Here is a 12,057-nt window from a genome sequence, read left to right as displayed (position 1 = left end):
CTGTTCCGCTGTTCCTCTGCGCCTAGCCTGCGCAGTGCCGCCCTCTGCAGACCTGGGCCTCACGCATCCACTCCGCGCAAGTTGGCTGCAGAAGCCCCAGGTCTGAGCCCGGCCCCTCTGCAGACCTTGGGGGTTGCGCATCCGCGTGGCGGGGAGTGGATGCGTGAGGCCCAGGTCTGTCCTGCGCGGGAGAGGGAGAGAGCGCGGAGGCGCGGAGGGGCGGCGGGAGACAGGGGAGAGGGTGCCACGGGGTGGCGCCGTTGGCCCTCTCCTGTGAAGAGTGGCGCCACCACGTGGTCATCGTGTGGTTGCCGCCGCCACAAGGAGGCGCAGCGGCGGCAACCCGATCAGGGGCTCGAGGCCCGCTTACAGCCCCTGCGCGAGGCGGTAGTAGGCCTGGTTCCAGCGCACTTCCTTGCTGAACTCGCGGAGGGTGGTGTCGGCGTCGATGCGCAGCAGCTCGGTCTGCGCGATGGTCGCGAAGTCCTCGAACACGTCGATGCCAACCGCGGTCGACATGACCGTGTGGTGCGCGGCACCTGCCGTCAGCCAGGCGGCGGCCGACACCTCGAACGAGGGCTCCGGCTTCCACACGGCGCGCCCGACGGGCAGCTTCGGCAGGGGAGCGGTCGGCTCGACGACCTCGACGACGTTCGCAACGAGGCGGAACCGGTCGCGCATGTCGCTGAGCGCGACGACCACCGCGGGGCCGGGGTCGGCCGTGAAGACGAGGCGCACCGGGTCGTCCTTGCCGCCGATGCCAAGCGGATGAACCTCGAGGGTCGGCTTGGCCGTCGTCAGTGAGGGGCTCACCTCGAGCATGTGCGCGCCCAGGATGAGCTCGCTGCCCTCCGTGAGGTCGTACGTGTAGTCCTCCATGAGGCTCGCGCCACCTGGCAGGCCGGCGCCCATGACGTTCGCGGCCCGCACGAGGATGGCCGTCTTCCAGTCGCCCTCGGCACCGAAGCCGTAGCCCTCCGCCATGAGTCGCTGAACGGCGAGGCCCGGGAGCTGCTTGAGCTCGCCGAGGTCCTCGAAGCTCGTCGTGAAGGCGCTGAAGCCGCCAGCCTCGAGGAACGACCGCAGGCCAAGCTCGATGGCCGCGCCGTCGCGCAGCGACTGGTGGCGCTCCGCGCCGAGACGCAGCTCGGGGGCGACGTCGTACAGCTCCTCGTACTCGGCGACCAGCGCATCCACCGCCGCGTCATCAACCGCGGCGACGGCGTCGGCGAGCTCGTTGACGCCCCACGTGTTGACCTGCACGCCGAAGCGCAGCTCGGCCTCCGTCTTGTCGCCCTCCGTGACGGCGACGAAGCGCATGTTGTCGCCGAAGCGGGCGAGCTTCATGGTGCGCACCGCCTGCCAGGCCGCCGCGGCGCGCGACCAGCTGTCGATCTGCCGCGTCACACTGGCGCTCGACGCGTGGCCGACGACCGTCTTGCGGGGGATGCCGAGGCGCGTCTGGATGTACCCGAACTCGCGGTCGCCGTGCGCCGCCTGGTTGAGGTTCATGAAGTCGAAGTCGATGTCGGCCCACGGCAGCTCCACGTTGGCCTGCGTGTGCAGGTGCAGGAGGGGCTTCGCGAGCGCGTCGAGGCCCTGGATCCACATCTTCGCGGGGCTGAACGTGTGCATCCACGCGACGATGCCGATGACGTTGTCGTTCGAGTTGACCTCGAGCGCGGCGCGGCGGATGGCGTCGGAGTCGGTGAGCACCGGCTTCCAGACGATCTTCACGGGCGTGTTCGACGACTCGTTGAGAGTCTCGACGATGGCCTGCGACTGCTCGGCGACCTGACGCAGCGTCTCCTCGCCGTAGAGGCCCTGGCTGCCTGTGAAGAACCAGATCTCAGCCGTGTCGAAGGAAGTGGTGAGTGCGCTCAACTGAGGGCTCCTGTCGGGTCTTGTCCGTAGACGTTCTGGTAGCGGTCGAACAGCGAGTCGACGGCCTGCTGGGGGATGGGGTCCGGGCTGCCGAGCTGGCGGGAGATGTGCACGGTGCGAGCGACGTCCTCCACCATGACGGCGGCCTTCACGGCGTCGCGGGCGTCCTTGCCGATCGTGAACGGGCCGTGGTTCTTCATGAGCACGGCCCGCGAGCGGTGCCCGCGCAGCGTCTCGACGATGCCCCGCCCGATCGAGTCGTCGCCGATGATCGCGAACGGGCCGACCGGGATCTCCCCGCCGAACTCATCCGCCATGGCCGTGATGACGCAGGGGATGGGCTCGCCGCGTGCCGCCCACGCGACCGCGTAGTCAGAATGCGTGTGCACGACCCCGCCCACCTCCGGCATGTTCCGGTACACGTACGCGTGCGCCGCCGTGTCGCTCGAGGGAGAGCGCTCCGAGCCTGGCGTGCCCAGGACGACCTGCCCGTCGAGGGTGCAGAGGATCATGTTGTCGGCGGCCAGGTCGTCGTAGCTGACGCCGGACGGCTTGATGACGAACAGGTCCGTGCCCGGCACCCGGCCGGAGATGTTGCCGCCCGTCCAGACGACGAGCCCGTAGCGCACGAGCTCGTCATGCAGGGCGGCGACCTCGGCGCGGATGGTGTCGATGCTCGCCTGCACCTCGGCTGTGATGGTCTGGGTCTGGATGCTCACGCGCTGACCTCCTCGTGGATCGCGGGGGCGGATGCGGGCGCCGCTTCGGGCGACGCGGGAGCGGATGCCGGGGCAGCGGATGCGTCGGCGAGCGCCTCGCGGCGGCGGCGCTTGAGGCGCTTCATGACCTGGTTCGCGCCCCGCCCGAAGTGGTCGTGCAGCAGGTCGTACTCGGCGTACAGCTCGTTGTAGGCGGCCACGGCGTCGGGGTTCGGGACGTACCGCGCGCGGGTCACCCGGCCCATGGCGGCGGCCGCTGCGCGCGCATCCGGGTACGCACCCGCGGCGATCGCGGCGTGGATCGCCGAGCCGAGTGCCGGGCCCTGCGCGCTGTCGATCGTGGAGATCGGCATGCCGAGGATGTCGCTGTAGGTCTGCATGAGGAACGAGTTCTTGAGCAGGCCGCCTGCCGCGATGAACTCGGTGACGGGTACTCCGGAGGCGTTGAAGGTCTCGACGATCTTGCGCGTCCCGAACGCGGTCGACTCGAGCAGCGCACGGTAGACGTCCTCCGCCTTCGTCGCGAGCGTCGCGCCGACGAGCAGGCCGGAGAGCTCATGGTCGACGAGCACCGAGCGGTTGCCGCTGTGCCAGTCGAGCGCGACGAGGCCGTGCGCGCCAACCGGCTGCGTGGCGGCGAGGTTCGTGAGGTGCTCGTGCACCGAGACGCCGAGTTCGGCCGCTGCCCGCTCGTAGCGAGCTGGCACCTGGTTCTCGACGTACCAGGCGAAGATATCGCCCACGCCGGACTGGCCGGCCTCGTAGCCGTAGAGGCCCGCGACGATGCCGCCGTCCACGACCCCGCACATCCCCGGCACCTCGGCGAGGGTGTCGGAGCTCATGACGTGGCAGGTGGAGGTGCCCATGATGGCGACCATCTGGCCGGGTTCGGTCGCCGCGGCGGCCGGGGCGGTGACGTGCGCGTCGACGTTGCCGACCGCGACCGCGATGCCTTCAGGCAGGCCGGTCCAGGCTGCGGCCTCCGTCGAGAGCGTGCCGGCGGCGTCGCCGAGCTGGCCGATCTCGTGCGCGAGCTTGTCGTCCGCGAAGCCCGCGAAGTCGGGGTTGAGGGCGGTGAGGAACTCGCGGCTCGGGTACTCGCCGTCCTGCAGGATGCCCTTGTAGCCGGCCGTGCAGGCGTTGCGGATGTAGGTGCCCGTCAGCTGCCAGACGATCCAGTCGGCCGCCTCGACCCAGTGATCCATGGCGGCGTACACCTCGGGGTCCTCCTCGAGGAGCTGGAGGCCCTTCGCGAACTCCCACTCGCTCGAGATGAGGCCGCCGTACCGGGCGAGCCACGTCTCACCACGGAGTGCGGCGAGCTCGTTGATGCGGTCGGCGTGGGGCTGCGCGGCGTGGTGCTTCCACAGCTTCACGTAGGCGTGGGGGCGCGTCTCGAAGCCAGCGACCTCGTTGAGGGGCGTGCCGTCGGCGAGTGTCGGCACCATCGTGCAGGCCGTGAAGTCGGTGCCGATGCCGATGACATCCGCCGGGTTGATGCCCGCGTCGGCGATGGCGGCGGGCACGGCGACCTTGAGCACGTCGACATAGTCGCTCGGCACCTGCAGCGCCCACTCGGGCGGGAGCTTCTCCCCGGTTGCCGGGAGGAAGCTGTCGACCACAGCATGCGGGTAGGGCAGCTCGCCGACGCCGAGCTCGGCGCCGTCCCGCACACGAACGACGACGGCACGGCCCGAGAGGGTGCCGTAGTCGACGCCGATGACGTAGGTGTCGCGCTCGCCTGGCCCTGCGTGGGCTGCGTCGTTGGCGCGCGATTCCGAGTTCGTCGCATGGCTCATCCTGGCGGTCTCCTTTGGCTCGACCGGACGTAATGTGATCGATCACACCACGGAGGAGCCGGGATGCGCAAGCCCGAGTCTGTCGGCGAGGCGCGCGGGCGGGTGCGCCGATTCCAGAGCTACAGTCGGCGGGTCGAGGCGCGCACGATGAGCTCCGGCAGCACGTCCGGGGCGCCCTGGGCTCCGTCAAGGAGTCGGGCAACGCACTGGGCTCCCGTCGCGGCGAAGTGCTGGCGCACGGTGGTCAGCGGGGGCCAGAAGTGCGCGGCCTCGGGGATGTCGTCGAACCCCACGACGCTGAGCTGCTCCGGCACGGAGACTCCGGCGTCATGCGCGGCGTGGAGCACTCCGAGGGCAGTCTGGTCGTTTGCGCAGAAGACGGCCGTCGCGTTCGACTCGAAGATGGTGGCGGCAGCGGCGTAGCCGGCTTCCGGGGACCAGTCCCGAGCGTCGACGTGCCGGGGCGTCAGTCCGCGAGACTCCATCTCGAGGCGGAAGCCCCGGAGGCGGGACGTGGCATCGATCCAGTCGCCGGGGCCGGCCAGGTGCACCACGTCGACGTGGCCCAGGTCGAGCAGGTGCGCGGTCGCGACCCGCGCGCCTTCGAGCTGATCCTCGGCCAGATCGACGCCCCCATCGCTCGTCCAGGTCTGCAGGGTCACGAACGGGATGCCCGAGGTCATGTTGCCGAGCACCTCGAGCAAGGGGGTCTGCGGCGCGACGGCGACGATGCCCTCGACGTTGAGGCTCGCCAGGTTTCCCAGCGCCTCCTCGATCGACGCGACATCGAGGCCGTCCGTCTGCTCGACGATCGTCGTGTATCCGCGCGTTCGTGCGGCCTCGGTGATGGCGATGATGCTCGAGGACGGGCCGTACTCGCCGCTGGCGGTCGAGAGGACGCCGAGTGTCCGGCTCCGCTTCGAGGAAAGTGCCCTCGCGGCGAGGTTGGGGCGGTAGTTGAGCTCGCCCATCGCGGTGAGAACTTTCTGCCTGGTCGCGGGCCGCACGCTCGAGTGGTCGTTCAGCACTCTCGAGACGGTCTGGTGCGAGACTCCCGCCGCCCGGGCCACGTCGAACACGCTGGCAGCCCGCTTCGGTTTCGTCGCATCCACAGGTCCGCTCGTCATTCGGCAATTATGCCCGCACGCGCGACGCTGCGCCGCCCGAATAACAATTCAGATTGACGGTTGCGCCCACCGGATGTGATCGATAACATTCCCGACAGATGCGAGGAAGCATTCAACTGCGCAGCGTCACGACCGGCCACGGCACGAGTGAACTGCTCTCAACGAGGAGAGACCAGCGTGAACAAGACAACCATCAGGACCATCGCCGGAATCGCGATGGCAGGGGCACTCACCCTGAGCATGGCGGCCTGCTCCGGCGGATCGGGTGACGCCCCCGCCGGGAGCGACGGCGAGCTCATCACCGTCGGCTTCGTCGCCGTCGGACCGGAAGGCGGATGGCGCACAGCGAACGAGCAGAACATCCAGGACTCGTTCTCGACCGAGAACGGCTTCGAGCTCAAATACGCCCCCGCCACCAACGGAGACCAGAACTCCCAGATCACCGCCTTCACCTCCTTCATCGACGAAGGCGTCGACGCCATCCTGCTCTCGGCAACCGAAGCAACAGGCTGGGAGAGCGTCCTCGAACGGGCCCAGGAAGCCGAGATCCCCGTCGTGCTCCTGGACCGCGGAATCGAGCCGAACGACGAGGCGCTCTACACGAGCCACATCGCCCCGGACAACGTGGGAATCAGCTCGGCTGCCGCCGAATGGGCGAACGGCCAGTTCGCGGACGGCGGCAACTACGTCGTGCTTGAGGGCCCTCCCGGCCTCTCCGTGGTCAACGACCGCAACAAGGGCTGGGACGAGAGCATCGACTCGAACCTGACGAAGCTCGAGAGCCAGTCGGCCAACTGGTCGACGGAAGAGGCGAAGAGCGTCTTCGAGACGATCCTCAAGTCGAACAGCAATGACGTGCAGCTCGTCTTCGCCCAGAACGACGAGATGGGCCTCGGCGCCGCCCTCGCCGTCGAGGAAGCCGGCCTCAAGCCGGGCACCGACGTCAAGATCATCACGATCGACGGCACCAAGGCTGCACTGGAAGCGCTTGCCGCCGGCCGCCTCTCGTTCGTCGCCGAGTACAACCCGCTCTTCGGAGACGTCGCCGTCGACGTCGTCAAGGCCGCAGTCGCCGGAGAGACCGTCGAGAAGAACATCGTCGTCGAGAGCGTCACCTTCGACTCCCCGGACGCAGCCACGGCCGCGCTCCCAGACCGCAAGTACTGACTCGAATCACGTTCATCGGTGCGCCACCGCTCTCTCGGCGGCGCACCGATGAACCCCACCCCAGACACTCGACGCCGGCCACCGGCAGAACGCTAGGCGATCATGGCAGCGAATCAGCCAATCGTTGAGATGAGCGGCATCTCAATCGAGTTCCCAGGAGTCAAAGCACTCCAAGACGTCAACTTCCGGCTCTACCCCGGCGAAGTGCACACGCTCATGGGCGAGAACGGCGCAGGCAAGTCCACGCTCATCAAGGCCCTCACCGGCGTCTACAAGATCGACGCCGGCGCCATCCGCATCGCCGGTGACGAGCGGCAGCTCAAGGGCACGGCGGACGCGCAGGCCGCGGGCATCTCCACCGTCTATCAGGAAGTCAATCTCTGCGACAACCTCTCCATCGGCGAGAACGTGATGCTCGGACACGAGATCCGAGGGCCCCTCGGGATCAACTGGCGCAAGACGAACGCCGCGGCCCGAGAGGCACTCGGCGCGCTCGGCCTCGACCACCTCGACCCGAAGCGGTCACTCTCCAGCATCTCGCTCGCGATGCAACAGCTCGTCGCGATCAGCCGGGCCATGGTCATCAAGTCGAAGGTGCTGATCCTCGACGAACCCACGTCCAGCCTCGACGCACAGGAGGTCGAGGGCCTGTTCGCCGTCATCCGCCAGCTTCGCGAGCAGGGGGTCGCGATTCTGTTCGTCTCCCACTTCCTCGACCAGGTCTACGCGATCAGCGACCGGCTGACCGTGCTCCGCAACGGCCAGTTCGTGGGCGAGTACGCCACCGCCGAGCTCAGCAGAGGCGACCTCATCTCCAAGATGATCGGCAAGGAGTTCTCCACCCTCGAGTCGCTCGGGGCGAACCGACGCGTCGACGCTCGAGATTCCGCAGACATTCCCCTCTACCGGGCGCAGGGCGTCGGCAGGAAGGGATCGATCGACCCCGTCGACATCGAAGTGCACCGCGGTGAAGTCGTCGGCTTCGCGGGGCTCCTCGGCTCCGGACGCACCGAGCTCGGGCGCCTGATCTATGGTGCCGACAAGCCGGACTCCGGATCAGCGCAGCTCAACGGGAATGACGTCGAGGTGCACTCTCCTTCCGCAGCGCTGCGGAAGCACATCGCCTTCTCCACCGAGAACCGGCGGGATGAAGGCATCGTCGGCGACCTCACGGTGCGCGAGAACCTGATCCTCGCCGTCCAAGCGCGGCGAGGCTGGGCACGGCCCCTATCCCGCCGCGAGCAGAACGAGCTCTGCGCGAAGTACCTCACCGAACTCAACGTGCGCCCCGCTGACCCGGAGCGCGCCATCCGCAACCTCTCCGGTGGCAACCAGCAGAAGGTGCTCCTCGGGCGCTGGCTCGCTACGAAGCCCGAGCTGCTCATCCTGGACGAGCCGACCCGCGGCATCGACGTGGGAGCCAAAGCCGAGATTCAGGAGACCATCGCGCAACTCGCCGAAGACGGCATGTCGGTCATCTTCATCTCGTCGGAGCTCGACGAGGTGGTCAGGCTCAGCGAGCGGATCGTCGTCCTCAAAGACCACCGGAAGATCGCGGAGATCGCGAACGGGCCGGACGTCACCGCGGACCTCATCGTCCAGACCATCGCCGCCGACGGAGTGGAGGGCATCGACCCGGTCATTCCAGACACGCCTGACGCCCCGACCACACCACCCGCATCCGCCAACGCCGAGGGAGCACGCGCATGAGCCAGTCCACGGCCCCGCACACCACGTCGCCCGCGGGCCCCTCGCCCCAGGATCCTCGGCGGGCACCGGACGCCATCCAGGCGGCACGAGGCGCATTCCGGCAGCCCTACATCTGGGCCGTCGTCGCACTCGTCCTCCTCATCGTCATCAACCTGATCAAGGACCCGGGCTACCTCGGCGTCTCCGTCAATCAGGCCACCGGTGACCTCAACGGCAACCTCATCGACATCCTCCGCGCCAGCGCCCCGGTCATGATGATCGCCGTCGGCATGACCCTCGTGATCGCCACTCGCGGCATCGATCTCTCCGTCGGCTCTGTCATGGCCGTGGCCGGCGCCGTCTCGATGGAGTTCATGGCATCCGCCCAGAACTCGTTCGGCTCGGCGCTCACCGCCATCGCCCTCGCGCTGCTCATCAGCGCACTCCTCGGCACCGTCAACGGACTGCTCGTCTCGGTGGTCGGCCTGCAGCCCTTCATCACGACGCTCATCATGATGCTCGCGGGGCGCGGGCTCGCCAAGGTCATCACGGCCGGCCAGAACACGTCAGCCACCAACGACTCGTTCCGCTGGATCGCGAACGGCACCATCGCCGGATTCCCCGTGATCTTCCTGCTCGCCGTCGGCATCGTCGTCCTCGTCGCACTGCTCGTGCGACGCACCGCGCTCGGCCTCATGATCGAGTCCATCGGCATCAACCCGAAGGCGTCCCGCATGGCGGGCATCCGCCCCATCGGACTCCTGTTCTTCGTCTACGTCTCGAGCGCCATCCTCGCGGGAGTCGCGGGCATCCTCAGCACGGCCACCGTCATGACGGTCGAGGTCGCCAAGACCGGATCCGCGTCGGAGATGGATGCGATCCTCGCCGTCGTCATCGGCGGGACCTCGCTGGCCGGCGGCAAGTTCTCCCTCACCGGCAGCGTCATCGGCGCGCTCCTCATCGCGACGCTCGACAAGACCGTCGTCTTCCTCTCGATCCCATCCTCCGCGACACCGGCCTTCAAGGCCATCGTCATCGTCATCGTCTGCCTGCTGCAGTCGCAGCGCGTCCGCGACTTCTTCAAGCGACGACGAGCGCAGACCCCCACCGGGCCCGCGAGTCCCGCACCAGCACCAGAGGCGGTTGCCGCATGACCACCATCGTCGAACAGACCAGCGAAGTCACCCGGCTCGCGAAGTTCAAGCCGAACCTCGACTCCCTCCCGACACTCGCCGCCGTCGTCATCTTCGTCGGCATGCTCGCATACGGGGAGCTCGCCTACGGCGGCATCCTGCAGTTCAGCACGCTCTCCAACCTCCTCATCAACAACGCCTACCTGATCGTGCTCGCCATCGGCCTGACGTTCGTCATCCTGACCGGCGGCATCGACCTGTCCGTCGGCGCGGTCATCGCCGTCAGCAGCCTCATCGGGGTCATGCTCTCGAGCGCAGGACTGCCCGCGATCCTCGTGATCGTGCTGATGATCGGCGTCGGCTCCCTCTTCGGCCTCGCCTCCGGAATCCTCATCCACTACTTCCGAGTGCAACCGTTCATCGCGACGCTCGCCATGATGTTCCTCGCCAGAGGGCTCGCCTCGATGCTCAGCACCGAACCACAGCGACTCGCCGACGACTCGCCCATCCGCGGCCTCTCCGCCGAGATCAAGATCATCGATGGCCCGAAGATCAACGACCTCGTCGTCACCCCGGCCGTCATCATCGCGGTCGCCATCATCGCGGTCGCCTTCTTCATCCTGCACCGCACCCGCTTCGGGAGGACCGTCTACGCCATGGGAGGCTCGGAGCAGTCCGCGCTCCTCATGGGCCTCCCGGTCGCACGAACGAAGGTCGCGATCTACGTCATCAGCGGCACCCTCGCGGGCATCGCCGCCGTGCTCTACACGTCGAAGCTCGGCATCGCGCAGAACATCACGGGCGTCGGCTGGGAGCTGGACGCGATCGCCGCAGTCATCATCGGCGGCACGCTGCTGACCGGTGGCGGCGGGTTCGTGCTCGGCTCGGTCGTCGGCGCCCTCGTACTCGGGCTCATGAACGTCCTCATCACTCGCGACGGCAGCATCCCACCGGAAGCGACGACCATCATCACGGGTGGCATCCTGCTCGTGTTCGTGCTGCTGCAGCGGGCCGTGACCTCCAGGAAACGCAGATCTCAGTAGGGGGTCGCCCGTCCAGCCTGGGTACTGCCGAACCGGGGCGCATGCGGCCTGGCGGGCCTCCATCCGCGGGCCTAAGCTCAAGCCATGAACGGCATCACGGCGGGGAACGCGCGCGTCCTCGCGGTCGCCGTCGCGGTCGCGGGCCTCCTTGCTCTGAGCGCCTGCTCGGCGAGCCCGGCCCTCACCATCGGTGCGGATGCACCCCCGTCCGTCAGTGAGACGGCGCCGGTCGAGACGGGCCCTGGCGTCATCGGCGAGCAGTTCACCCCTGTGGTCGTCTCCGCGCTCGCCGACCCGATCCCCGTGCTCGGAACTGACGAGCGCATCCACCTCGCCTACGAGCTGCAGCTCACCAACGGGTCGCCGTCCAAGGTGAAGATCACGGGAGTCGAGGCGAGCGCGAGCGGCACGGCGCTGCAGGAGCTCGAGGGCGGCGACCTCGACGATGTGATGCGCGTCGCCGGCACCACCGACGGCGGGGGGCTCGAGCTCGGCCCCGGGCAGAACGCGACCGTGTGGATGGACGCCACCATCGCAGCCGACGCCGACGTCCCCGACCGCATCGAGCACACCGTCACCGTCGAGATGCCCAAAGCCCAGCCGCCCCTCTACGAGAAGACCATTCAGCAGAGCACGCAGGCCGTGAGCGTCGACAAGCGCGACGTCGCCGTCATCGGCCCACCCCTCACCGGTGACAACTGGCTGGACGCCAACGGCTGCTGCGGACTCACCGCGCACCGCGGCGCCGTCAGCCCCATCAACGGCACCTACTGGGCGCCCGAACGGTGGGCCATCGACTACGTCAAGCTCACCCCCACCATGAAGCTCTCCGACGACGGCGCCCGCGACAACGCACGCAGCTACCCCGGCTACGGGCAGAACGTCATCGCCGTCGCCGACGGCCCCATCGTCGCCATCACCACCGACCGCCCCGAACAGGAACCCGGCACCGCACCCGGCCCAACCCTCACCCTCGACGAATACGGCGGCAACTACGTCGTGCAGGACATCGGCGGCGGCAACTACGCCTTCTACGCGCACCTCAAGACCGGCAACCCATTCGACCTCCGAGTCGGACAGCAGCTCACCCGCGGCGACCGCCTCGGCCTGCTCGGCAACACCGGCAACACCGACGCCCCGCACCTCCACTTCCACCTCATGGACTCCCCGAACCCACTCGCCTCCAACGGGCTGCCGTTCGTCTTCGACACGTTCACGCTCGACGGGCAGGTCACCTCGCAGGCCGCCCTCGACGCCGGCGAGCAGGGCAAGGCCTACAAGGTCGACGAAGCGAACGCGGGAGATCGAAGCGGCCAGGTGCCGCTCACCGGGGACCTCATGACCTACCCCGGCGAGTAGCGCGGGCGAGGGGGCGCTTCCTCTCTGACGGCTTCCTCCGTCCGGGATCGCTGCCAGTCGATGTGCCCCTATGGGCTGGCGAAAAGGGCCATCTCTCTGGCAGCGATCGTGCTGGCTCGCGCGGCCGCGCCTCGCGG

The 12,057-nt window shown here is 68.4% G+C and carries 9 protein-coding genes; 5 read left to right on the top strand and 4 right to left on the bottom strand.

All coding sequences use genetic code 11. The features are described from left to right. Positions 1 to 366: 366 nt before the first annotated feature. From araA to ACQFZP_RS09010, 4 genes are all read right to left on the bottom strand, one after another. Positions 367 to 1,884 carry an L-arabinose isomerase gene (gene araA, locus ACQFZP_RS09025; protein WP_211891104.1) on the bottom strand — a complete coding sequence of 506 codons (1,518 nt, stop codon included), beginning with the start codon at positions 1,882 to 1,884 and terminating at the stop codon, positions 367 to 369. After that, entirely contained in the window at positions 1,881 to 2,603 is a 723-nt protein-coding gene (locus ACQFZP_RS09020; protein ID WP_374100756.1) for an L-ribulose-5-phosphate 4-epimerase, read from the bottom strand. Before ACQFZP_RS09020 ends, araA begins: the two co-directional genes overlap by 4 nt. Beyond that, on the bottom strand, positions 2,600 to 4,402 hold the full coding sequence (gene araB / locus ACQFZP_RS09015) for a ribulokinase (RefSeq protein ID WP_211891103.1): 1,803 nt from the start codon (positions 4,400 to 4,402) through the stop codon (positions 2,600 to 2,602). Before araB ends, ACQFZP_RS09020 begins: the two co-directional genes overlap by 4 nt. A gap of 119 nt (positions 4,403 to 4,521) precedes the next feature. After that, on the bottom strand, positions 4,522 to 5,529 hold the full coding sequence (locus ACQFZP_RS09010) for a LacI family DNA-binding transcriptional regulator (RefSeq protein WP_104310668.1): 1,008 nt from the start codon (positions 5,527 to 5,529) through the stop codon (positions 4,522 to 4,524). Positions 5,530 to 5,706: 177 nt separating this feature from the next. Here ACQFZP_RS09010 and ACQFZP_RS09005 point away from each other — a divergent pair, with 177 nt between their 5' ends. The 5 genes from ACQFZP_RS09005 (at position 5,707) to ACQFZP_RS08985 (ending at position 11,920) form a co-directional block, all read left to right on the top strand. Next, on the top strand, positions 5,707 to 6,696 hold the full coding sequence (locus ACQFZP_RS09005; protein WP_307852801.1) for an ABC transporter substrate-binding protein: 990 nt from the start codon (positions 5,707 to 5,709) through the stop codon (positions 6,694 to 6,696). Between the two features lie 102 nt (positions 6,697 to 6,798). Further along, positions 6,799 to 8,406, top strand: a complete 1,608-nt coding sequence (locus ACQFZP_RS09000; protein ID WP_104310667.1) for a sugar ABC transporter ATP-binding protein — start codon at positions 6,799 to 6,801, stop codon at positions 8,404 to 8,406. Beyond that, positions 8,403 to 9,539, top strand: a complete 1,137-nt coding sequence (locus ACQFZP_RS08995) for an ABC transporter permease (RefSeq protein ID WP_211891102.1) — start codon at positions 8,403 to 8,405, stop codon at positions 9,537 to 9,539. The genes ACQFZP_RS09000 and ACQFZP_RS08995 overlap by 4 nt, the downstream gene beginning before the upstream one ends. Then, positions 9,536 to 10,561 carry an ABC transporter permease gene (locus ACQFZP_RS08990; protein ID WP_211891101.1) on the top strand — a complete coding sequence of 342 codons (1,026 nt, stop codon included), beginning with the start codon at positions 9,536 to 9,538 and terminating at the stop codon, positions 10,559 to 10,561. Before ACQFZP_RS08995 ends, ACQFZP_RS08990 begins: the two co-directional genes overlap by 4 nt. A gap of 84 nt (positions 10,562 to 10,645) precedes the next feature. Next, positions 10,646 to 11,920 (top strand): M23 family metallopeptidase, encoded by a 1,275-nt coding sequence (locus ACQFZP_RS08985; protein WP_211891100.1) that lies wholly within the window; start codon positions 10,646 to 10,648, stop codon positions 11,918 to 11,920. The last annotated feature ends 137 nt before the right edge of the window (positions 11,921 to 12,057 follow it).

This window comes from Pseudoclavibacter sp. Marseille-Q434, assembly GCF_050315415.1.
Taxonomy (GTDB): Bacteria; Actinomycetota; Actinomycetes; order Actinomycetales; family Microbacteriaceae; genus Pseudoclavibacter.
Note: the sequence above shows the minus strand (reverse complement) of the source record. Positions and strands in the feature narration are given on the sequence as shown.

Bases quoted from the DNA above. Each gene is read 5' to 3' on its own strand.
- araB (WP_211891103.1), bottom strand. From the start codon at position 4,402: ATGAGCCATGCGACGAACTCGGAATCGCGCGCCAACGACGCAGCCCAC.
- ACQFZP_RS09010 (WP_104310668.1), bottom strand. From the start codon at position 5,529: ATGACGAGCGGACCTGTGGATGCGACGAAACCGAAGCGGGCTGCCAGC.
- ACQFZP_RS09000 (WP_104310667.1), top strand. From the start codon at position 6,799: ATGGCAGCGAATCAGCCAATCGTTGAGATGAGCGGCATCTCAATCGAG.
- ACQFZP_RS08995 (WP_211891102.1), top strand. From the start codon at position 8,403: ATGAGCCAGTCCACGGCCCCGCACACCACGTCGCCCGCGGGCCCCTCG.
- ACQFZP_RS08990 (WP_211891101.1), top strand. From the start codon at position 9,536: ATGACCACCATCGTCGAACAGACCAGCGAAGTCACCCGGCTCGCGAAG.
- ACQFZP_RS08985 (WP_211891100.1), top strand. From the start codon at position 10,646: ATGAACGGCATCACGGCGGGGAACGCGCGCGTCCTCGCGGTCGCCGTC.